A 23123-nucleotide genomic window follows, 5' to 3' on the forward strand; every position below is an offset into this window, starting at 1 on the left:
CAATAACTTTACAAAATGGTGTCAGGCACCATTTTGTAAAGTTATTGGATGAAGATAGTCACTCACCGCTTGGCAATCCCATGTTTGGCCTTTCTTTCGTGCTTCGACCACCGCTAACAACCCCTCGGCGGTATCCAGCGATGTCAGGCAGGGTACACCGTATTCAATAGCGGCCCTTCGTAATTTAAAGCCGAATCTATCAGGTATTTTCCCTTTTGTTGGTGTATTAATTACTAAGTCCACCCCGCCTGAACGAACATATCCGCTGATATCCTCACGCTGTTCGGGCGGCAGTTTGCTAACCTTTATTCCTTGTTGGCCTAAGAATTCTGCAGTATCTTGCGTTGCTACCAAGCAGAATCCCAAGCGATTGAAGCCCCTCATCAGGGCTAAAGCTTCTTCTTTATCCTTGTCTGCCAGAGATACTAGTATAGTACCGGCAGATGGCACTGCCAGACCGCTGCCGGTTATGGCCTTATACATTGCCCCGGAAAATGTGCTGTCCAGTCCCATTACTTCTCCGGTAGACTTCATTTCTGGGCCCAGGGATGGCTCCACCCTAGTAAGTTTTTCAAATGAAAATACCGGTGACTTTACTGCTACGTAGTCTACAGGTTCCTTTAAGCCCGGTGTATAACCCTGCTGCTTCACCGTCTCGCCTAACATCACCTTTGTTGCCACTTTCACCATAGGTATCCCGGTTACTTTACTTAGAATGGGCACCGTGCGGGATGCCCGAGGGTTAACTTCTAACACATAGACCTTACCCCGGTCCACAACATACTGAATATTGAGCAGCCCTTTGACTGCTAATGCCCGGGCAATGCGCATAGTATAGTCCACAATCTGATTGATTTCTGCTTCGCTTAAGCTCTGGGGTGGGTAAACAGCCATACTGTCGCCCGAATGTACGCCCGCCCGCTCAATATGCTCCATAATACCGGGAATGAGGCAATCGCTCCCGTCTGCAATAGCATCCACTTCTACTTCCTTACCCCGGATATATTTATCAACCAGCACCGGGTGCTTTGGCGAGACCCTTACTGCTGTTTTCATATAGGTCTTTAGCTCTTCCACATCATGAACCACTTCCATAGCACGCCCTCCGATAACATAAGAAGGCCGTACTACTACCGGAAAACCTAATTCTACGGCTGCATCTAAGGCCTGTGCTTCATTAGTTACAGACCGTCCTTCTGTTTGGGGTATTTCTAAAGCACGTAACAGCTTTTCAAATCTATCCCGGTCTTCTGCTGTGTCAATGGAGTCCATGGATGAACCTAACAGCGGCACTCCATGTTCCGCCAGACCATTAGCTAAATTAATAGCTGTCTGGCCGCCAAATTGTACAATAACACCATCGGGGTTCTCGATATCAACTATATTTAATACATCTTCCAAAGTCAGTGGTTCAAAAAACAGTTTATCCGATGTGTCAAAGTCGGTACTGACAGTTTCGGGGTTATTATTAATGATTATTGATTGAACTCCTGCCTCCCTTAAAGCCCAAACCGAATGCACGGAGCAATAATCAAATTCTATTCCTTGACCAATTCTAATTGGGCCTGACCCAATCACAAGTACTTTTTTACCATCAGATACCACCACTTCGTTTTCTTCCTCATAGGTAGAGTAATAATATGGCGTGTCTGCTTCAAATTCGGCCGCACAGGTATCCACTACCTTATAGACCGGTATAATACCGGCATTTTTACGGTAATCTCGAATCTCCTGGGTATTTATACCGATAATTTTAGCAATCTGGTAGTCCGAAAATCCTGCTGCTTTTAACTCTTTCATCAACTGCGGCGACAGTTTTTCCTTGATTAACCGTTTTTCCAAGGATACTAGATACTTAATCTTTTCCAGGAAAAAACGGTCTATCTTACTTAGAAGCTCCACTTCTTTGATGTTCCAGTCCCTGCGAAAGGCCTCAGCCACTACAAATATCCGCTCATCATCGGCACTGCTAAGCTTATGCTCCACTTCCATATCCGACCAGATCAGGGAATCGGGAATGCGCAGACCATAAAAGCCAATGTCCAACGATCTCACCGCTTTTAGCAGTGCAGATTCAAAAGTCCGATCAATTGCCATCACTTCTCCAGTGGCCTTCATCTGCGTAGAAAGAGTCCTGTCGGCAAAGTTAAATTTATCAAACGGCCAGCGAGGAATCTTTACTACCACATAATCCAACGTGGGTTCGAAACAAGCCGAGGTTTTACCGGTAACCGGATTGGTAATTTCGTCAAGGCCTAGACCAATGGCTATTTTTGCAGCCATTTTGGCAATCGGGTACCCAGTTGCCTTGGATGCCAGGGCACTAGAACGACTCACCCTAGGATTTACCTCGATAACTATATATTCCATGCTTTCAGGGTTTAAAGCAAACTGAACATTACAACCGCCTTCAACTTTCAAAGCGCGGATTATCTTTAATGATGCGCTGCGCAGCATTTGATATTCCTTATCCGATAATGTCTGAGACGGTGCCACCACAATGCTGTCGCCAGTATGGATACCTACAGGGTCAACGTTTTCCATGTTACATATAGTGATACAGTTGTCTTTACCATCCCGCATCACTTCATATTCTATCTCTTTCCAGCCGGCAACACTTTTTTCAAGCAGGACTTCCCCGATCATACTCAATTTTAAACCGCGAGCAAGAATCTCTGCTAACTGCTTATCAGTATGGGCAATGCCGCCGCCGCTGCCCCCCATTGTGTAGGCAGGTCGAATTATTACCGGGTACCCGACCCTTGCGATAAAGTCCTTTGCCTGCTCCAAGGAGCTAACAATTGTACTTTCAGGGATAGGTTCACCAATATCCAGCATCAGCTGCTTAAACTCATCCCTATCCTCTGCTTGTTTAATGGATTCTACCGGTGTACCCAGCAGCTCCACTCCATATTTATCCAAGATGCCGCCTTCGTAAAGCTCAACCGCCAGATTGAGACCTGTCTGCCCGCCTAAAGTGGGTAATAGGCCCTGGGGTTTCTCTTGCTTAATAATACGGCTCAGTGTTTCCATATTTAATGGTTCTATATAAACTCTATCTGCAATATCTCCGTCGGTCATGATAGTTGCCGGGTTAGAATTGACAAGTACTACTTCCAATCCTTCCTCCCTCAGTGCCTTACATGCCTGAGTACCGGCATAGTCGAATTCTGCTGCCTGACCGATTATTATCGGACCCGATCCTATCACCAATACTTTCTGCAAATAATCTATCTTGGGCAAAAGTACCACTCCTTGCTAGTTACTGTGTCATCAATCTAGTGAATTGGTCAAAGAGGTACCGGGAATCCTCGGGCCCCGGTGCCGCTTCGGGGTGATACTGCACGCTAAAAATAGGCCTATCCTTTACCCGCAGTCCTTCTACTGTATCGTCGTTAATGTTTTGGTGGGTCATCTCCACATTACTAGGAAGACTTCTGCCATCAATGGCATAGCCATGGTTTTGAGAGGTAATAAAAGTACGATTGCTGCCAATATCCTTCACCGGATGGTTAGCACCCCTATGGCCAAATTTCAGCTTATAAGTCTCGCAGCCAAGGGCTAGACCAATTACCTGATGACCCAAGCAAATACCGGCCACAGGTAAAACATTCATTAACTCCCTCACCGTAGCCACTGCCTCAGGCACGTCCTTGGGATCTCCGGGGCCATTTGATAAGAATAGACCCCCGGGTGCCAAAGCCATAATTTCTTTAGCTGATGTGTAACTGGGTACAACGGTAACATCCCAGCCATACTCCTGCAGCATGCGCAGGATATTTTGTTTAATACCAAAATCCATGACCACGACCTTCGGTCCCTGGCCGGGCAGATGATAGACTTTTTCCGTAGTGACAGTACGTACTAATTCAGGGCCGTTTGTTGTCATCTGCCTCACCTGTTCCAGCAGTGAGTCGGGATTAGCCACTAATTCTTCTTCTGTGGTTATGGCCCCCCGCAGCGTACCCAGCGAACGGATGCGCCGAGTCAAAGAACGGGTATCTATCCCACTTACACCCATAATATTATGCCTGGACAAGTATTCATCAACCGTACCTTCGTTACGCCAGTTGCTGGGCATTTTGCATGCTTCTCGCACTACAAAACCTCTCACTTTTGGACCGTTTGATTCTGCGTAATCATCAGTGATACCGTAATTGCCAATCAGCGGATAAGTCATAGTGACTATCTGCCCTGTATAGGACGGATCAGTAAGTACCTCTTGATAACCGGTCATCCCGGTATTGAAAACCACTTCGCCTAAAACCGTTCCCTGGTAACCGAGGCCCGTACCATAATATTTCTTCCCGTCTTCAAGTATTAAAACTGCTGAAGTCACTTTTTAATCACCCGCTTCCAAAGCCCGCTCCAGGATGCTCATAGCCTCATCCACTTCAACTGTAGTAATGTTAAGCGGCGGTAAAAATCGCAGCGTATCACCGGCTACACAGTTAATCAGCAAGCCTGCCCGGAGACAATATTCCACTATGGCTGCGCCGGGTTTGGTCAGCTGCAGCCCCAACATCAGCCCGCTGCCGCGCACTTCGGTAACAAAATCATATCTATCTATTAGTGCAGATAACTTTTCTCGAAAATAATCACCTATTTCGGCTGCGTTACCAACAACTTTTTCCTCTGCCATAGCCGTCATCGCTGCTACAGCCGCAGCACAGGCCAATGGGTTTCCACCAAAAGTAGATGCATGGTCTCCCGGCTGAAATCCGGAAGCCACCTTTTCCCCGGCCAGCATAGCGCCAATGGCCGTCCCGCCTCCCAGTGCTTTAGCTAAGGAAAGTATGTCCGGCATCACGCCTGACTGTTGGAAAGCAAACCATTTGCCGGTTCTGCCAATACCACACTGAACTTCGTCAAAAATTAGCAGGATCTGGTTAGCTTCACAAAGCTCTTTTACCTGCTTAAGATATTGGCTGTCCGCTGTGAAGACACCACCTTCTCCCTGCACCGGCTCCAATAACACAGCACAGGTTACGGGACTGATGGCAGCCTCCAATGCCCCAATATCATTAAAAGGAACATATTTAAACCCTTCAGGAAGCGGCGCAAAACCGTTGTGGAATTTTTCCTGCCCTGTGGCAGTCAGTGTCGCTAAAGTCCGCCCATGAAAGGATTTTTGCATGGAAATAATCTCGTACTTCTCCTCGCCCCAATTTGTTTTGGCGTACTTCCGCGCCAGCTTGATGGCCGACTCATTAGCTTCGGCTCCGCTGTTACAAAAGAACGCTTGACCGAGACCGGATCTTTCCACAAGTATTTGAGCCAGCTTGACCTGGGGTTCAATCCAATAAAGATTGGAACAATGTATCAACTGGCGGGCTTGAGCAGCAATTGCCTCGCTAACCGCCGGATGGCAGTGACCCAAAGAATTGACCGCTAACCCGCCTACAAAATCCAAATACTCTTTACCATCAGCATCCCAAACCCGAGGCCCCTGGCCTTTAACTAATGCCAGAGGTAACCGGCCGTAAGTATTCATGACATATTTCTTGCCCTGCTCAACGATTTCCTGATTAGTCATATCTTAAATCACTCCTCATCCCTAACAACCATGGTTCCAATACCTTCATCGGTAAAGATCTCTAATAACAGCGAATGTCTAAGGCGCCCGTCAATGATGTGAGTACGACCAACACCCTTTGCCAAGGCACTAATACAGCACTCTACTTTAGGTATCATCCCGCCGCCGATAATCCCTTGTTTAATCAAAGCAGGAATTTGGGAAACCGCGAGAGAGGATATCAGTGTGTCAGCACTGCTGCTGTCACGCATAATTCCCTCTACGTCTGTTAACAGCACCAGTTTATCAGCTGCTAAAGCCCCGGCTACCTCGCCGGCCACCGTATCTGCATTAATATTATAACTTTCCCCGTCTTCACCTAAGCCGATAGGAGCCACCACCGGGATATATCCCTTTTCAATGACAGTGTTAATTATCTCCGGATTTATGGCGGCAACAGCACCGACATGACCCAGATCTACCTCCTGCCGCTGACCATGCTCGTTTTCTATAAACGCCAGCTTTTGTTTGGCTTGGATGAATGAAGCATCCTTCCCGCTTAGCCCTACCGCCTTGCCACCGTTTTGATTAATTAAAGATACTATTTCCTTATTTATCTTACCTGCCAGTACCATCTCGACAATTTCCATAGTCTCCTTATCAGTGACCCGAAGCCCGTTGACAAAATCTGTTTCTTTACCGACCCTTTTAAGCATCCGGTTTATTTCCGGCCCACCCCCATGTACAATTACGGGGTTCATGCCCACAAACTTCATCAGGACAGCGTCTACAATCACGGCCTGCCTTAATTCATCGTTAACCATCGCATTACCACCATACTTAATTACCACTGTCCGACCGTAGAACTTTTTGATGTATGGTAAAGCTTCTATCAAAATGTTAGTTTTCTCTAACGGAGAAATCATTTTTCTCCCCCTTTCCCCGCACTCCACTATCTAACTCACTCTTTTGCCTTATTAAAGGAATAAGCCTTTATTGCTCTTACCTATGTTCTATAGTCAGCATTTATCTTTACATAATCGTACGAAAAATCGCAGGTCCAGGCAGTAGCGCTTTTATCACCAACCTTAAGGTCGATTTTGACGTTAATGTCTCTTCTTGCGAGAATTTCCCCGGTCTTCACCTCGTCAAATTTTAACCCGGCACCGGCAGACAACATCTGCTCCGAACCCGCTTCGCTTTCAATCCAAATATCCACTTTGCCAGGGCTAAACTCTGCCCCGGAATAGCCCACCGCGGAAAAAATCCTGCCCCAGTTGGCATCCTCTCCAAAAAAGGCAGTCTTAACTAAACTAGAATTGGCCACTGCCATAGCCGCTCGCCGTGCGTCTTTAACCGTGTATGCATGGTCCACAGTGATGGAAAGCAGCTTGGTTGCTCCTTCCCCATCACGAACCACTTCCTTGGCTAGATGGGCAGCCACCTCTTTCAGAACTTTAGTAAAGGCATGATAATTCTTGTCCATAGTAGTAATTTCCGCATTGCCTGCGCTTCCAGACGCCAAGACTGCTACCATATCATTGGTACTGGTATCTCCGTCTACTGTGATCATATTAAATGTTTCGTCCACCACATGGGATAAAGTCGCCTTAAGCATTTCTTTAGATATGCTGATATTGGTGGACAAAAAACCCAGCATGGTAGCCATATTAGGGTGAATCATACCACTACCCTTAGACATCCCGCCGATAACCACTTTTTTACCATCCAGCTCAAATTCCACCGCATACTCCTTAGGATAAGTGTCCGTGGTCATAATGGCCGCAGCCGCATCCAGTCCACCGTCAGGGGATAGCTTTCGAGAGCATTCTTTGATACCCTGCCGCACCTTATCCATGGGTAGATTCACACCGATCACACCGGTAGAAGCTACTATAATCTGATGAGACTCAAGACCTAACAGTTCTGCCGTCAAACTTACCATTTCCCGGGCGTCCGCCAACCCCTGCTCACCCGTACAAGCATTGGCCACGCCGCTGTTCACCACAATAGCCTGAGCTTCACCCTGGCTTAAATTTTGGGCGTTTACCACTATCGGTGCCGCCTTTACCTTATTTTGAGTATATACCGCTGCCGCGCGGGCAGGGGTATGGCAATATACCATGGCCATGTCCTTTTTAGCTTTTTTAATATTCACCTGGACCCCGGCAGCGCTAAATCCTTCTACTGCCGTAATCCCACCTGGTATCACCTTGTAGTCAATCATTAATCCTACCCCCATCGAAATTATTATCTAAATTCCCTTTTACGGCATCATGCCCATACCCGCCAGTCCGGTATCCTCAGGCAGTCCGGCTAAAATATTAAAATTCTGTACTGCCTGGCCTGATGCACCTTTAACTAAATTATCGATACAGCTGACTAATATCAATCTACCGGTCCTTTGGTCTACAGTCAGGTTTAAGAAACATCGGTTTGAACCATAACAGTACTTAGTCTTGGGCCATTGCCCGGGGGATAAAAGCTGAACAAACGGTTCCCCCTGATAATAATCTTGGTATATAGCTCGCAATTCATCCTCATTCACCGTTTTAGACAAAGAAGCATAAATGGTACTAAGCATGCCCCGAGTCATGGGCACCAGATGGGGTGTAAAGCTTACTTTCACCTCTGCGTTAAAGAATTTCCCTAATTCCTGTTCAATTTCCGGAGTGTGTCGGTGGGAAGCCACTCCATAAGCGGTTATGGAATCGTTAACTTCACTATAATGCGTTGTTAATGATACTTTGCGACCTGCTCCCGACACACCTGATTTGGCATCGATAATTATACTACCTGGATTGACCAACCCTTTATCTGCAAGCGGTGCCAAAGCCAATAAAACTGTGGTGGGATAGCATCCGGGATTAGCAACCAGTTGGGCGTTACCGATCTTTGCACGATTAATTTCCGGTAACCCGTAAACACCCTGCCGCAGCCATTGTGGATGACTGTGCTCGCTGCCGTACCACTGTTGATAGGTACCGGCGTCGTCCAGACGGAAATCAGCTCCTAAATCAATCACCTTAACCCCTTGCTCCCTGGCATCCGCCACAACCGGCCCAGATAAACCATGCGGTAAAGCAATAAACAGACAGTCACACCGCTGAAGCAATGCAGGACTGTATTCTGTCAATACTAAATCCAAACCAGCCAAATGGGGATATACCTCCGCCAGCTGCCTGCCTGCATAGCTTTGCGAAGTGACAAAAGATATTTCCGCATTCTCATGTCGTGATAAAATTTGTACCAATTGCACCCCAGTGTAACCGGTAGCGCCAACAATACCGACCTTCATAACATCACCCTTTAAATAATTATTGTTATAATTATACACTCTGTTGCATATTCATGCAATGACTTTTCCTCTATAAACATAAATCTTTAAAAAAACATTTACTTTATTTTGCACAAATGCCATTTAAATTAGCAAAAGCTAGCAAGTCTTTGTTAACTGTCGGAAACCCTGCTTTAAGGTTATCCCGATTTTCCGGATAATACGATTTTCTTTTCGCTCAAAAGAAGAAGGTAATCGAAAACACTTACAATTATGAAACAATGGCTTTTATGCCATCCGGCATTTAGCACCATAATTTCCTGTCCTGAAAATACCTATTTTCATTCCCAGGATGGTGCCGCGCTAGCGGCATGGGAACCTATACATTAAAAAAACCTCCGTTAATCCGGAGATTTTTCGTTTTTTTTGGTTATACTAAACACTTACCAATCAATTTTAAAAGGAGGTCTATCAATGCCGGAAATTATCTGTGAAGGCAATTGCCAGCACCAAAAAGACGGTACCTGTGAGCTGGATATTCTCTCACTGCCATTTAGGCATAGTGCACCCTGCCCGAAATTGAAGCAAACATCCTATTTTAAAAAACCCGATATTCTTCCTGAATTATAGACTTCCCCACAGATAGGCCAAATAAAAAGGCACCTATTACTTCCGCAGGTAACGCATTGGGCTGAAGCAGCCAAAGAGGCACAGGAACTTTACCTCCTGCTACCAGAATCGGCAGCAACGCTAATGCCAATGCAGGAAGCCCAAGGACTAACAGCACCGCCCAGTCAATAGCAAACCTTCCTCCCGGTTGGCTTAAATCACGATAAATACGCGGCAGTTCGACAACAAAGCCGGCCAAGGCCAGCCAGACAGCCATAATTATACGCTGAATATAATATTCATTAACTGACTCCTGAGCTGCTTGTCCCAGAGTAAGGGCGTACCGGTTAAACAGCATCAGACCACCAAACACCGCAATAACCGCCACAACTTGTAATATTTTTTGCATTTTATCACCCCAAGGGCTTTTTAGACATTATTCTATAAATACCGGCTTAAACCCTGCGTTTTCCTAAAATTAATCTACGCCAGTTTTCCCCTGTCCAGGACTACTTTTCCATCTATTTTAACCGTAGGCGAAAGAACCATCCCATCTAAATGTACGGGAACCGTCACTTCACCGCCAAAAGTATGGTTATCACCCACAGCAATATGGATAGTGCCCAATACCTTCTCATCCTCCAACACCTGACCGGTCAGTTTAGCCAGGTCATTAGTGCCTATCCCCAGTTCGGCAATATTCCGTCCCTCTTCTCCGTGCTGCTCCAGCATTTGCTTTAATTTCAGTGCTTCTTTGCCGCCTTGGAAGTCCACCGCCAAACCATTTGCCACAACTATTGTTATGGCATCACTAACTTTACCGATTCCGGCCATGGCTCCATCTATAACTATTTTTCCTGAGGCAGTACCTTCTACGGGCGCAACATAGGCCTCCCCTGCAGGCAAATTGCCAAAACTACCTTTGGCAGCTAATTCACCGGTATCCGCTATCCCACTGCGCCCCTTAATGGACATGGTCAAATCTGTACCTCCAGGAGCGGTAATTTCCACAATTTCACCGTCATCTAAAAGCGCCGCTACTGTTTTGCTTCGGCGGGCTATTTCACCGTAATCACCCAATAATGTTCGTTCCATCATCTCTTTAGTCAACCCGGGCAGTGAAGCAACTCTTGCCCCCTGGTTATTGGCTTCTTTCCGAGCTTGAGTATGGGAAAGAGATGTTGAGGTAGGCATGATTACTACCTGCGAGGCTGCCATGGCCGCAGCAACCGCAGGCGGTGGTTCAACCCCATTATTTCCCCGAGGCAGGTATTGGATTAGCTGAGCCTCAGCACCTAGGTCAACTGCCTGTTCATAAAATGCCCTGCCCAAGTCTACCTGTGGCGTATCCACTACAACTAGGACCACCTCACCCTCTTTTACCCCCATACAAGAAACCAAAACATTCTTTGCGGCTTGAAAAATTTTATCCATTGGCATCATCCCCTCTTTAATTTCTAGCTCCCCGGCGGCAAAGTTTAGTAAACTCATTTAGCTGCGCTAACATCGGCACTTCAAAATTAAGATCAATCCGCCTGAAATAAAACTGAGACCCACTCCACTTATGAAAGTGAGGGTCATGGAAACCGGATAAACGCAGCGCCATACGCTGACTTCAGCTGACAATTGAAAGCTCCTTGCCGCAAACAGCACATGAATCTTCGTTAAGGTTTTCTATAGTAACCTTGCCCCAGGACCGAGAAATAATAAGGGTATTACAGCGAGGGCAGCTGGTGCTGCTCTTATCTAGTTCCGGCGCATTTCCCAAATAAACAAAATCCAGTTGCTTTAGTGCAGCATGATAGGCCTGTTCCATTGTTTTTAGAGGTGTAGGCGGCGAATCCAGCTTGTGAGCGGGGAAGTAACGAGATAAATGCAGCGGTACATCCCGTCCTGCTTCAGCAGCCAGCCAAGCTGCCATTCTTTCAATTTCCTGGGGATCATCATTTTCACCCGGAATAAGCAAAGTAGTTACCTCTACATGACAGCCCGTATTTTTGGCGGAAATAATATTCCGTTTTACCTGCTCCAGTTTCCCGCCGGTAAATTTTTGGTAGTATTCCTGGCTATATCCTTTTAAATCAATGTTAAAAGCGTTTACCAATGGCAGCAGTTTCTGCAGCGGCTCATTATTAATATAACCGTTGGAAACCACTACGGTCTTCAAATTGTTTTGCGCGGCCTCTGCCGATGCTTCCAGTAGAAATTCAAAACTAACCAAAGGTTCGTTATATGTAAAGGCAATACCGATACTTTCCGGCGCTCGGCTTAGCACCGATGCTACCAGATCCCGGGGTGACAGGTAGTGAGTATCCGGCTGGCCATGGGCCAAAGAATGGTTTTGGCAGAAGCGGCAGCTCAGATTACACCCCCGGCTGCCCACTGAAAAAATCAGCATGCCTGGATGGAAGTGATACAACGGCTTTTTTTCCATAGGGTCCACCGCAAACGATGCGCAGTGTCCGTAAGTTTCCGCCAGCAATCGCCCGGCTCTGTTGCGGCGCACCCCGCAAATCCCGGTTTTTCCACTGCTGATTACGCATCGGTGGGGGCAAAGAAGACACCGTACTTGTTCATTTTCTATTGGCTGATAGTAAGCTGCTTCCCGGTACTTCATCAAACGAACGCCTCCATCTTTGCCACTTCCCTTTAATAATACCTGTCCACTTTAAACCGCTGCAAACTATAATCATCCCTGGGGTTAATCCCACCCTTACCTAAGGCAATATTTACTTGTTCTGCCACAGTATTAATTCCTTCCAGATTTGGCAGCAATAAACCGGAGCGGGCACCGCTTCGGACGATTACCCCATATTTTTGTGGATCCAACTGCTCCGCACTGTCAATATCTTCTGCGGGATGGAGTACATCTACAGAGTAAGTGATATCCTTAAGTTCCCTTTCTTCCACCGGGTCAAAACGCGGATCGCTTAAACCGGCACTGAGAGCGTTACGCATTACTTCCTGAACCAAATTGTCCTGAGTGGGTTCGATGGTACCGATACAACCCCTTAGCTGACCGCCTTTTTTTAAAGATACAAAAACCCCGGCTTGTTGAGGCAGGTCTTCAGGTAGTTCATGATCAGGCTCAGTAAATTGCCCATGGTGGACAGCCGCCTCCAAGGTCTCCCGTGCCAGACGTACCAGTTGGTGTTCTTTTGCTCTGCTTTGGGTAACGTTTTGCTTTTTTATCTCTTCTAAGTGGGGATAGATACTGTCACCCTTCTCCCCGCCTGCAAAGAGCTCCGCAACCAGGTAGCCCACACCGAATGGTCCCTGGTAAGAGAGTATTCTAGGACTGATCTGATAGCCATCTAAGGCCCCCAATGCCATTACTATGGGGCGCAGGCCGCACTCCCCCGCTTCCTCAACCAGCGCTTCCGGTATATGTACTATATCTTCCACTGCTCCCTCAACTAAGTACTGCTGCAGTTTATCATCAAATTCCTGACCCCGAGGGTTAAAGCCCGCTGGGGCGTCCTGCGTCAGTCGATGAGACATATCACCGCTAGCCAGCAATGCTGCTTTACCCTGGTGCTGGACCACTGCCTCCTGCAACGCTACGCCAAAGGAGTATAATTCCAAAAAAGGAAGTAAACCCATTGCCACTACTACAAGAGAACCTTGAAAACCTGCTTTTTGTAAATAATAGAGGGGGACCATTACCCCATGATCCAAGGTTAGCTTTAAACCGTAATCCTTTGCCAACAACTTATCAATAAAAGCAACATTAATACCTCGCTTCCGGCATTGCTGTTGTAAAGCTTCTGCCAGTTTCAGGTTATAAGGGTAATCGAATTTAACCTCGGATGCATTAAACTGCCCCATGTCTCCTTTAACTGTATCCGCTGCTATGATGGACACGGCATCCTGAAAAACATTACCGTGAGCTGTTATCACCACCACCGTTTCCGCACTGCTGTCAACAATCTTATTAGCTGCTTCCTCCATGGCATCAATAGTAGCACGACATACCTCACTTTCCTCACCGCCTACTTCAGGAATAATAATAGGCGGGTGAGGCATGAGACACACATATTGAAGCTCACCCACTGTTATACCTCCTATCTCCATTCTGTTCTTACTATGTTAGATTATTAAGTTTTTCTTTGGTTGAAATTTTATACTCTTATTCTCTAAACTGACGAAACTTGTTTTGGTTAGTTTACCCCCTCCAGCAGTTATCATCCTGCCCTTCTAAACTTAACAAGGCCCTCTTAATGCGTAAGCCCCCGGTAAATCCCCCCAACCCGTTTTTAGCAATCACCCGGTGACAAGGTATTACCAATGGTACCGGATTCCTCCCTAGGGCCTGTCCCACTGCTTGATATCCTCTAGGACAGCCAATTCGCTCCGCCAACCAGGAATAGGCCCTGAGAGAACCGTATCCAATCTGCTGACAGCCGTGCCATACCCGCTGTTGAAATTCCGTACCGCCAATTTCGCGCCAATCTACCGGTATAGTCGTTAGATCAACCTTTTCCCCCTGAAGATATCGCTCGACGACCTTTATGGCCAAATCAAGCCACTGGGGATACTGCTGATTTGGAAGGGTTACCTTATCATCCTGTAGTGTTACTCTGACCAAACCCCTGTGGTCACCAAAAAAAGTTATATATCCCGTTGGAGCAGAAAACTGATAACGATACACGTTAATCCCCCTTTTGGGATAGGTTTCCACATTTTCACTGAGCTTACCTGCCCGTTTCGCCGTCCTTTTCCCCAAAAGCAAAGTATTTAACTACACCGGCATAGACGCTCCATGCCAACCGCTGTTGGTACACCGGGTCGTTAAGCATCTTTTCTTCCTTAGGGTTCGATATAAAGCCTACTTCCACTATAGCTACCGGCATTTCCAATGTGCGTAGCAAGTAAGAATCGGCTTCCGGCAGGGGCTTGGCCTTTCTGTCCGTATTACCCAGTACCTCGGTTAATTCCCCTTGTATGGATTTAGCAAGTCTTTCACCTGCTGGTGATGTCTCTTTATAAAAAGTCTGAGCACCGGTCCAGCTGCTGCCAAAGCTATTGGCCTGAATGGAAAGATAAAGATCCGCCTTGGCTTCATTAGCCAACTGCGCTCTTTTTCCCATGTCTTCCTTTTTTCGTTCTCTAATTGATTTACCTGGCTCTGATAAATCCTTGTCTGTTTCTCTGGTCATAATAACCGCCGCTCCCGCTTGACTTAAAACTTGACTCACCTTTTTAGCCACAGCAAGATTAATATCTTTTTCCAGCGTCCCTCCGGGACCGGTGGCGCCGCCATCAGGTCCGCCATGGCCCGCATCCACCACTATTACCTTATTTGCCACAGCCCATGACATGGCGGAAATGGTTTCAGTGGCTACTCTGCCGATGGCATAAATGTAGACAATATAAGCCAATGCCACAACCACTATCAGCATCGCCAATGGTTTCAATTTTACCCGGTATACTCCAAACCATACCCTGCCCAAAACAAATCCCTCCTCAGCACTGTAATGTACTAGCACTATTTAAACTCATTAAAATCTATGCTTGAACAGGGGTTTTAGCACAAAAAAAATAAGCAGTGGTAGGACACCACTGCTGTTGGGCATAATACTTATCTTTTGGAGAACTGAGGCGCTTTACGCGCTTTTTTCAAGCCATACTTTCTTCTTTCCTTCATACGTGGGTCACGTGTTAAGAACCCTTCACGCTTCAACACTGGGCGCAATTCTTTATCAGCTTCTAAAAGTGCCCGGGCAATGCCCATCCGGATGGCACCTGCCTGTCCGGTAGTTCCACCACCATGCACATTGGCCAATACATCAAAGCGACCTGCTGTATCGGTAACTTCCAAAGGCTGCATAATAATCATCTCTAAAGTCTTCTTAGCAACATATTCATCCAGCGGTCTTTTATTAATAATAACCTTACCGCCGCCGGGAACCAGACGAACTCGCGCCACGGCATTCTTTCGTCTGCCTGTGCCGTAGTACTGTACTTGAGCCATATTATCCCCCTTTCCGGTACAAATCCACAAACCTTTTATTATACCTTAGTTAATTAACCCTTTAATTGCCATACTTCCGGTTTCTGTGCCTGCTGATTATGCTCGGCACCTCTGTATACTTTCAGCTTATTAAACTGCGCCCGACCCAATTTATTGTGGGGCAGCATTCCCTTGACCGCCAGTTCAATTACTTTTTCAGGATTTTTCTCCATCAAAGTAGCATAGTCAATACTTCTTAATCCACCGGGGTGACCACTGTGACGGTTATAATGCTTCTGCTTCAATTTATTACCCGTTAACTTTACTTTATCTGCATTGATTACAATCACGAAATCACCCACATCTATATGGGGGGTGAAAATAGGCTTAAACTTACCGCGCAGGATAGCAGCAACTTCACTGGCTAATCTACCCAACACCTCGTCAGCAGCGTCTACCACATACCACTTTCTTTCCACTTCATTTGGCTTAGCCATATAAGTAGACATCTTTATCCCTCCTTACTGCATTAACTGTCTTGCTTTGTTAAACCCTTATTCATCTACGGGGCTCGTGAGATGAAGGGAATTTAGGCAAAAACTCACATGAATAATTGTACTTTACTAGTTTGTCAATGTCAAGCTAAAACCCTTGTCATCTTAGGGTTTTCGTCAAGGTGCAGTATCGCCCTGAAAAAAATTGAAATTCCCTTCTAACATTAAGCAGATAATTTATTAGTCAATTGGTGGTCTAGTATATCACTCGCTCCAATGTCAGACCGCAAGCCGGAGCAGTAGCACCGGCTGCGCCGCGGTTCCGGGCGGCAATTATTTTGGGTATATCAGTCACCATCTTTTTTCCCGTTCCCACTTCCAGCATAGTACCCACAATTATTCTAACCATATTATATAAGAAACCATCAGCAGTAATGCTCACCTCAATCATATCGCCATCATCGGTCACCTGACAGTCCTTTATCTCACGAATAAAGTCAGTTATACTACTGCCACTGGCACAAAAGGAACGAAAATCGTGCCGACCACGCAAATGTTCTGCGGCCCGTTTCATATCGTCAATATCTAAAGACCGCAAAAAATGGAAGCTATAGCGGCGCCAAAATATATCAAGATCCGTCCCGCTGCTGACCCGATAAATATAGGTTTTTTGTCTGGCGCTAAAACGGGCATGAAAATTAATGTCTACATTACCACTGTCACTCACCAAAACATCTCGGGGTAATATGCCGTTAAGAGCCCTAGGATATCTGTCCACCGGTATCGCAGCATTTGTCCAAAAGCTAATTACCTGGCCCCGAGCATGCACCCCGGCATCGGTGCGTCCCGCTGCTTCCACCCTGATATCTTCCTTAGTGAGCAATTTTAAAGCTTGCTCCACCGTATACTGTACAGTGCGGCTGTGGGGTTGCTTGGTCTGCACCTGCCAGCCGTTAAAATCGGTTCCATCATATTGTAGAGTTAGACTAATATAAGGCATAGAATCACCCTTAAGCAAAATTACGGCTGGCAATAGATAATATTAGCAGAACCGCAACCAATAAGAATGCTATTCCGTCTCGTGCGGCGAACTTTAATTGAACCATCTTGGTTCTGTTAACTCCGCCCCGATAGCATCTGGCTTCCATTGCCAATGCCAGGTCATCCGCGCGCCGAAAAGCACTGATAAACAATGGCACCAACAGCGGCACTAAATTTTTGCCGCGGCGAATGAGATTTCCCGTTTCAAAATCTGCCCCTCTGGCCTTCTGCGCTTTCATTATCTTCTCTGTTTCCTCCAAGAATGTCGGTATAAACCTGAGAGCGATAGTCATCATCATGGCCAGTTCGTGGGCTGGAAGCCCGAAGCGTTTTCCAGGGCTTAGTATGTTCTCCAAGCCATCCGTTAATCGTATGGGTGAAGTTGTCAATGTTAGCAGCGAAGTGATTAGCACCAAATATATCAGCCGCAGGGATATAAAAGTTCCTTTGACTAGCCCTTCTTGAGACGCAGTAAACGGCCCAAGGTGAAATAACGGTTGCCCATGGGTAAGAAAGAGGTGAAGCGGGAAGGTAATAGCAATGACTAATACCATTGGCTTAAGCCCCCTAAGTACGTAAATCACAGGTAACCGGCTAAGCAGCACAATAGCCATAGATACAACGGTCAAGAACAGATAGCCCTGCCAATTATCAATGGTGAATAGCGCTAAAATATAAGGTATGATTGCAATAATCTTGGTCCGCGGGTCTAAACGATGTACAATGGAATCCCCCGGCACAAACTGCCCGATAGTAATATCATTTAACATTATTTTTACCCCTCAGCATCTGCAGTAGTTCGTCCTTAACTTCCGGCAATGTTACTAGGTCCGTGCGTACCTGCTTACCATATTTCTTTAGGCCTAACAACAAATGAGTAACCTGGGGTATATCCAGGCCCATCGCCCTAAGTTCATCACCCCGCGAAAATATTTCGTGGGGAGTTCCCTCAAACAGTAATTGAGAACGGTGCATTACCAATATTCGCTGCGCTAATCTAGCCACATCATTCATATTGTGGGATACCAGGACCACCGTCAATCCTTCCTCCCGGTGTAATCTAGTGATCTGACGCATAATTTCTTCCCGTCCACGTGGATCCAGTCCCGCAGTGGGTTCATCCAGCACAATTACTTGGGGTTTCATGGCTAATACACCCGCAATTGCCACTCGGCGCATTTGGCCACCGCTCAATTCAAAAGGAGAACGATCTTTCACATGCTCAAAATCTAAACCCACCAATTCCAGAGCATACTTGACCCGGTTATGCACCTCGTCCTCTGCACAACCTGCATTTGTTGGGCCATAAGCTACGTCACGATAAACTGTTTCCTCAAACAACTGATGTTCAGGATATTGGAAAACCAGCCCTACCTTTTGCCTTGCCCATTTGATGTTCTTCTTGGTATTAATATCCCTATCATCAAGCATCACCTGACCCTGGATCGGTTTAAGTAACCCGTTTAAGTGTTGTACCAGCGTGGATTTACCTGAACCGGTGGCGCCGATAATGGCCACAAATTCCCCTGGCGCAATACTGACAGAAACATCTTTTAAGGCAGTGTGTGCATAGGGAGTGCCCGGCTTATAAGTATAGCTAATGTGATCTAAAACCAATGCCATGTTCCCATCCACCGTCCCGTTAATAATCTAGAAAAAAACTTCCGCACATTTGCTAAGCGGATACGAACGCACCTAGTAGTTTACTAACCATTGTTCCATCTGTTCAACCGTCATAATTTGTTGCGGTACTTCCAATCCCTCCTGGCGCAGCAGATGAGCTAAATGTACCATCTGCGGTACATCCAAGCTTAGTTCTTTCAAGCGTTCAACTTGTAAAAAAACTTCCATAGGCTTTCCCTGCATTGCTACCCGGCCCTGTTCCATTACCACTACCCGATCTGCATGCAAAGCCTCTTCCATAAAATGAGTAATATGAACAACTGTCAATCCTTCCTGCTGATTTAGCTTTAAAACAGTGTCCATAACTTCCCTGCGGCCTTGAGGGTCAAGCATGGCGGTGGGTTCATCAAGCACCAGCACCTTAGGGCGCATGGCAATAATACCGGCGATTGCTACCCGTTGCTTTTGGCCGCCGGAAAGCAAATGGGGCGCGTAATTACGGTATTCGTTCATGCCTACCATGCTAAGGGCTTCATCAATTCGTTGGTAGATTTGTGTCGGCGGCAGGCCAATATTTTCCGGCCCAAACGCCACTTCCTCTTCCACCACTGTGGCCACTAGTTGATTATCGGGATTCTGAAAGACCATGCCAACCTGCTGCCGAATATTCCATAGATTCTCTTCATCAGCTGTATCTAAGCCGTTAACAGTAATCTTCCCCTTGCTAGGTAGAAGAAGAGCATTAAAATGCTTGGCCAGAGTAGACTTGCCGGAACCATTATGGCCGAGAACCACCACAAATTCACCCGGACTTATCCCTAAACTTAGCCCCTGGATTGCAGCAACCTGCTCTTCTCCTCTACTGTAATAGTGCCAAAGGCTTTCTACTTTTAACATGATGCCACACACCCAATCCCAAGTTCCTCTTTTAAACGCACTTCCTTATGAACAATACAAAGCTCAAGGCTAAAAATAGAAGCCAGGACTACTAGCTTGTCAAAGCTAGTATATCTCCTGACCCCAACAAATGCCATATTAAGCAGTGGGAAGGCGTGTTAAACCAATTCCACTTTCACCATTAGCGCACCGTCTCCGCGGCGATTACCCATCTTAATTATCCGGGTATAGCCCCCTTGACGTTCTTCATACCTTTTGGCAATATCGGTGAATAACTTGGTTACCACGTCTTCATCCTTTAGATATCCCAGAGCCTGGCGGCGAGCATGGAGGTTACCCCGTTTACCCAAGGTAATCATCTTCTCAGCTACGCGCTTAAGCTCCTTTGCCTTCTGCTCTGTTGTCTGGATTGCTTCCTCCCGCAACAAGGCAGTAGTAATATTGCGCAGCATTGCTTTGCGGTGACTGCTGGTACGACCTAACTTTCGATAACCCATGGCTTCTCCTACCTCCTTTATTCTTCTTCGTTTCTCAGGGAGAGGCCTAGTTCATCCAGCTTATGGTTGACCTCTTCCAAGGATTTTTTGCCCAGGTTGCGTACCTTCATCATGTCTTCCTCGGAACGTTGTATTAGTTCTTCCACGCTATTGATGCCTGCTCGCTTCAAGCAGTTATAAGAACGCACTGACAAATCCAATTCTTCAATGGTCATTTCCAAAATTTTATCTTTCTTCTCTTCTTCTTTTTCCACCATTGTTACCTCATCACTGATGTTTTCTGTCAAGGTAACAAAGAGCTTTAGATGGTCATTGAGAATTTTTGCTGAAGAACTGATGGCCTCATTTGGCGCAATACTGCCATCAGTCCTGACCTCAATGGTCAGCTTGTCATAGTCTGTAATCTGCCCTACACGAGTGTCCTCTACCGTAAAGTTCACCTTAGTTACCGGGTTAAAAATAGAGTCTACTGGGACAACGCCTATAACATGGTCTTCACGCTTATTCTTATCCGCGGGCACATACCCTCGGCCTTTGGCCAAGGACATCTCCATGGAAAGCCTGCCACCGTCCAGTGTGGCTATTACCAAATCCGGGTTAAGGATTTCCACATCTGCATCGGCAATAATATCCGCTGCGGTTACTTCCCCGTCGCCCTCAGTCTCAATGCGTACAGTTTTTTCTTCATCGGTATGCAGTTTCACCGACAACGCCTTGAGGTTCAAAATAATATCGGTGGTATCTTCGCGTACACCGGGGATAGTTGAAAATTCATGCAGTACTCCATCAATCTTTACTGAAACCACCGCGGCACCAGGCAAAGATGATAACAAAATACGTCGCAGGGAATTCCCCAACGTAATACCATAACCTCTTTCCAAAGGTTCTACCACAAACTTACCGTAAGTGTTATCATCAGCAATTTCAACACACTGGATTTTGGGCTTTTCTATCTCTAACATAGTAACAATAACCTCCTTTACCGGAAGTGCACATGCTTACTCTACCTGGAATACAATTCAACAATCAGATGGTCTTCTACCGGAACATCGATGTCCTCTCTCTGCGGTAAAGCTATAACTTTTCCAGTAAAGTTTTCTACATCTGCTTCCAGCCAGGCAGGAGGAGTCTTATGTGCCGCTGCCTCAGCAATTTCCTTAAATTTAACCGAACTCTTACTTGTATCCTTAACAGTAATTTCATCACCTAGACGCACTAGAAATGAGGGAATATTTACCTTGCGACCATTAACCTTGAAGTGCCCGTGGAGTACTAGCTGTCGAGCTTCTACCCGAGAGCCGGCAAATCCTAACCGGAAAACAACATTATCCAACCTTTTTTCTAACAGGCGAAGCAAATTGTCACCAGTAATACCTTTTTGACGCTCAGCTTCGGCGAAATATTTACGAAACTGTTTTTCTAAAACGCCGTATATTCTTCGGGTCTTCTGCTTTTCCCTAAGCTGTAAGCCATATTCAGATACTTTTTTTCTACGCTGGCCGTGTTGACCAGGAGCGTATTCACGCCTGCCAATGGCACACTTATCGGAATAACAACGGTCACTCTTAAGGTAAAGTTTTTGGCCCTCACGCCTGCACTGTCTGCATACTGAATCTCTATACCTTGCCATTTAAGACAACACCTCCTAAACTCTTCTACGTTTGGGCGGCCGGCAGCCGTTGTGCGGGACAGGAGTAACATCCTTAATCATGCTAACTTCTATTCCTGCAGCCTGCAAAGAGCGAATGGCCGCTTCTCTGCCTGCCCCGGGGCCCTTAACATAACATGCAACTTCTTTCATGCCGTGTTCCATCGCTTCTTTAGCTGCGGTTTCAGCGGCCATTTGAGCAGCGAACGGCGTACTCTTCCGGGAACCTCTAAATCCCATCCCACCAGCACTTGCCCAAGAAATTACATTGCCGGCTTTATCAGTTATGGTAACCAAAGTATTATTAAAAGTGGATTTAACATGAGCTACTCCACTCTCTACATTCTTTCGATCACGTCTTTTAGTCTTAGCACGTGTACCACGTTTCGCCATTTAGGATAATCCCCCTTTCCCTAACTTTTTCTCCGAATGCCCACAGTCTTCTTGCCGCCCTTACGGGTACGAGCATTAGTTTTGGTACGCTGTCCCCGAGCCGGTAAGCCACGACGATGCCGCAGTCCCCGGTAACAACCGATCTCCATTAAACGCTTGATATTGAGGGATACTTCCCTTCTCAGGTCACCCTCAACACTGTGATTCTTATCAATAATTTCCCGTAACCTAGTTACCTCTTCTTCCGTTAAATCCTTCACCCGAGTATTTGGGTCAACACCAGCGCTAGCCAGAATTTTCTGTGCGGTAGATCGCCCAACACCGAAAATATAGGTCAGGCCTATTTCAACCCTTTTATCCCGGGGTAAGTCAACACCAGCAATCCTTGCCATGAAGTCCTTACACCTCCTGAATGTTTTGGTGGTTCGTCTCCTCGGTTACAGGTAGCCGCGCCCTGCAACCGGAAAAGGCTGTTAGCCCTGCTTCTGTTTATGCTTAGGGTTTTCACAGATAACCATTACTTTTCCTTTTCGCCTAATAATCTTACACTTCTCACACATGGGCTTAACTGATGGTTTTACCTTCATTATTGTAAACCCTCCTTCAAAAAACGGTGAAAAAAATATTTAAATGCTTCGCTTAATATGCCCCGCACATTTACTTATATCGATAGACAATACGGCCTCTGGTAAGGTCATATGGTGATAATTCCACGGTTACACGATCTCCAGACAAAATTCGAATAAAATTCATCCGGATCTTACCGGATACATGTGCCAGAATTTTATGCCCGTTTTCCAGTTCCACTCTAAACATGGCATTGGGTAGAGGTTCCACTACCGTACCTTCAACCTCAATCACATCTTGCTTGGACATTAAGAATACTTACCTCCTTGCTGGTTACTATTCAATTCCTGTCAGCCGGTCAATGGCTTGGCGAACATCCAAATCAGAAATATGCCTTAACTTCTTCTTTTCAAACTCATCAGCAAACCTCTTTGTCGGTTGCAAATGTTTGATGTTTTTTTTCTTAGGGCTGGTCACTGACTTTTTGCGGCCGTTGACCACCTTCACAAATGTATCGTTTATTACATCCCAAATTAAATAGGCCTCGCCCTTGTCGTTACCTGCCAGGGAATACACCAGCTGCCCTCGCGTTAATTCACGGTTCACCTG

At 46.3% G+C, this 23123-nt stretch carries 26 protein-coding genes; all 26 read right to left on the reverse strand.

Translation table 11 applies throughout. The features are described from left to right. Positions 1-21: 21 nt before the first annotated feature. Positions 22-3243: a carbamoyl-phosphate synthase large subunit gene (gene carB / locus MFMK1_RS00375; protein WP_366923217.1), complete on the reverse strand. Its 3222-nt coding sequence runs from the start codon at positions 3241-3243 to the stop codon at positions 22-24. Between the two features lie 19 nt (positions 3244-3262). Further along, positions 3263-4339 carry a glutamine-hydrolyzing carbamoyl-phosphate synthase small subunit gene (gene carA, locus MFMK1_RS00380; RefSeq protein ID WP_366923218.1) on the reverse strand — a complete coding sequence of 359 codons (1077 nt, stop codon included), beginning with the start codon at positions 4337-4339 and terminating at the stop codon, positions 3263-3265. Positions 4340-4342: 3 nt separating this feature from the next. After that, positions 4343-5536, reverse strand: a complete 1194-nt coding sequence (locus tag MFMK1_RS00385; RefSeq protein WP_366923219.1) for an acetylornithine transaminase — start codon at positions 5534-5536, stop codon at positions 4343-4345. An 8-nt stretch (positions 5537-5544) separates the two neighbouring features. Further along, a complete protein-coding gene (argB, locus tag MFMK1_RS00390) occupies positions 5545-6441 on the reverse strand; it encodes an acetylglutamate kinase (RefSeq protein ID WP_366923220.1) in 897 nt (298 codons plus the stop codon). Between the two features lie 80 nt (positions 6442-6521). Next, entirely contained in the window at positions 6522-7742 is a 1221-nt protein-coding gene (argJ, locus tag MFMK1_RS00395; RefSeq protein WP_366923221.1) for a bifunctional glutamate N-acetyltransferase/amino-acid acetyltransferase ArgJ, read from the reverse strand. A gap of 39 nt (positions 7743-7781) precedes the next feature. Continuing rightward, complete coding sequence (gene argC, locus MFMK1_RS00400; RefSeq protein WP_366923222.1) at positions 7782-8813, reverse strand: N-acetyl-gamma-glutamyl-phosphate reductase; 1032 nt, start codon at positions 8811-8813, stop codon at positions 7782-7784. A gap of 577 nt (positions 8814-9390) precedes the next feature. After that, on the reverse strand, positions 9391-9810 hold the full coding sequence (locus MFMK1_RS00405) for a hypothetical protein (protein ID WP_366923223.1): 420 nt from the start codon (positions 9808-9810) through the stop codon (positions 9391-9393). Positions 9811-9884: 74 nt separating this feature from the next. Then, the gene (locus MFMK1_RS00410) at positions 9885-10835 is read right to left on the reverse strand and encodes an aminopeptidase (protein WP_366923224.1); all 951 of its coding nucleotides are present in this window, start codon (positions 10833-10835) and stop codon (positions 9885-9887) included. A gap of 181 nt (positions 10836-11016) precedes the next feature. Next, a complete protein-coding gene (gene amrS / locus MFMK1_RS00415) occupies positions 11017-12018 on the reverse strand; it encodes an AmmeMemoRadiSam system radical SAM enzyme (RefSeq protein WP_366924842.1) in 1002 nt (333 codons plus the stop codon). Between the two features lie 32 nt (positions 12019-12050). Beyond that, on the reverse strand, positions 12051-13454 hold the full coding sequence (gene amrA / locus MFMK1_RS00420) for an AmmeMemoRadiSam system protein A (RefSeq protein ID WP_366923225.1): 1404 nt from the start codon (positions 13452-13454) through the stop codon (positions 12051-12053). Between the two features lie 112 nt (positions 13455-13566). Next, positions 13567-14052, reverse strand: coding sequence for a methylated-DNA--[protein]-cysteine S-methyltransferase (locus tag MFMK1_RS00425; protein ID WP_366923226.1), 486 nt, complete (start codon positions 14050-14052; stop codon positions 13567-13569). 43 nt (positions 14053-14095) lie between these two features. Next, positions 14096-14854 carry an N-acetylmuramoyl-L-alanine amidase CwlD gene (gene cwlD, locus MFMK1_RS00430; RefSeq protein ID WP_366923227.1) on the reverse strand — a complete coding sequence of 253 codons (759 nt, stop codon included), beginning with the start codon at positions 14852-14854 and terminating at the stop codon, positions 14096-14098. A 128-nt stretch (positions 14855-14982) separates the two neighbouring features. Continuing rightward, positions 14983-15375 (reverse strand): 30S ribosomal protein S9, encoded by a 393-nt coding sequence (rpsI, locus tag MFMK1_RS00435; protein WP_366923228.1) that lies wholly within the window; start codon positions 15373-15375, stop codon positions 14983-14985. A 53-nt stretch (positions 15376-15428) separates the two neighbouring features. Then, positions 15429-15863, reverse strand: coding sequence for a 50S ribosomal protein L13 (gene rplM, locus MFMK1_RS00440; protein ID WP_366923229.1), 435 nt, complete (start codon positions 15861-15863; stop codon positions 15429-15431). 241 nt (positions 15864-16104) lie between these two features. Beyond that, the gene (truA, locus tag MFMK1_RS00445; RefSeq protein ID WP_366923230.1) at positions 16105-16848 is read right to left on the reverse strand and encodes a tRNA pseudouridine(38-40) synthase TruA; all 744 of its coding nucleotides are present in this window, start codon (positions 16846-16848) and stop codon (positions 16105-16107) included. Positions 16849-16858: 10 nt separating this feature from the next. Beyond that, complete coding sequence (locus MFMK1_RS00450; protein WP_366923231.1) at positions 16859-17659, reverse strand: energy-coupling factor transporter transmembrane component T family protein; 801 nt, start codon at positions 17657-17659, stop codon at positions 16859-16861. Then, positions 17649-18512: an energy-coupling factor transporter ATPase gene (locus tag MFMK1_RS00455; protein ID WP_366923232.1), complete on the reverse strand. Its 864-nt coding sequence runs from the start codon at positions 18510-18512 to the stop codon at positions 17649-17651. The genes MFMK1_RS00450 and MFMK1_RS00455 overlap by 11 nt, the downstream gene beginning before the upstream one ends. Before the next feature lie 72 nt (positions 18513-18584). Then, positions 18585-19409, reverse strand: a complete 825-nt coding sequence (locus MFMK1_RS00460; RefSeq protein ID WP_366923233.1) for an energy-coupling factor transporter ATPase — start codon at positions 19407-19409, stop codon at positions 18585-18587. Positions 19410-19567: 158 nt separating this feature from the next. Beyond that, the gene (gene rplQ / locus MFMK1_RS00465) at positions 19568-19906 is read right to left on the reverse strand and encodes a 50S ribosomal protein L17 (RefSeq protein WP_366923234.1); all 339 of its coding nucleotides are present in this window, start codon (positions 19904-19906) and stop codon (positions 19568-19570) included. 17 nt (positions 19907-19923) lie between these two features. Next, positions 19924-20868, reverse strand: coding sequence for a DNA-directed RNA polymerase subunit alpha (locus tag MFMK1_RS00470; protein ID WP_366923235.1), 945 nt, complete (start codon positions 20866-20868; stop codon positions 19924-19926). 41 nt (positions 20869-20909) lie between these two features. Beyond that, positions 20910-21536, reverse strand: coding sequence for a 30S ribosomal protein S4 (rpsD, locus tag MFMK1_RS00475; RefSeq protein WP_366923236.1), 627 nt, complete (start codon positions 21534-21536; stop codon positions 20910-20912). Positions 21537-21551: 15 nt separating this feature from the next. Further along, the gene (rpsK, locus tag MFMK1_RS00480) at positions 21552-21947 is read right to left on the reverse strand and encodes a 30S ribosomal protein S11 (protein ID WP_366923237.1); all 396 of its coding nucleotides are present in this window, start codon (positions 21945-21947) and stop codon (positions 21552-21554) included. Between the two features lie 20 nt (positions 21948-21967). After that, complete coding sequence (gene rpsM / locus MFMK1_RS00485) at positions 21968-22339, reverse strand: 30S ribosomal protein S13 (RefSeq protein WP_366923238.1); 372 nt, start codon at positions 22337-22339, stop codon at positions 21968-21970. A gap of 81 nt (positions 22340-22420) precedes the next feature. Then, positions 22421-22534, reverse strand: a complete 114-nt coding sequence (rpmJ, locus tag MFMK1_RS00490; protein ID WP_366923239.1) for a 50S ribosomal protein L36 — start codon at positions 22532-22534, stop codon at positions 22421-22423. Positions 22535-22604: 70 nt separating this feature from the next. Next, entirely contained in the window at positions 22605-22823 is a 219-nt protein-coding gene (infA, locus tag MFMK1_RS00495; RefSeq protein WP_366923240.1) for a translation initiation factor IF-1, read from the reverse strand. A 27-nt stretch (positions 22824-22850) separates the two neighbouring features. Continuing rightward, complete coding sequence (locus MFMK1_RS00500) at positions 22851-23120, reverse strand: KOW domain-containing RNA-binding protein (RefSeq protein WP_366923241.1); 270 nt, start codon at positions 23118-23120, stop codon at positions 22851-22853. Between the last annotated feature and the right edge of the window lie 3 nt (positions 23121-23123).

This window comes from Metallumcola ferriviriculae (assembly GCF_035573695.1).
GTDB lineage: Bacteria > Bacillota > JADQBR01 > JADQBR01 > JADQBR01 > Metallumcola > Metallumcola ferriviriculae.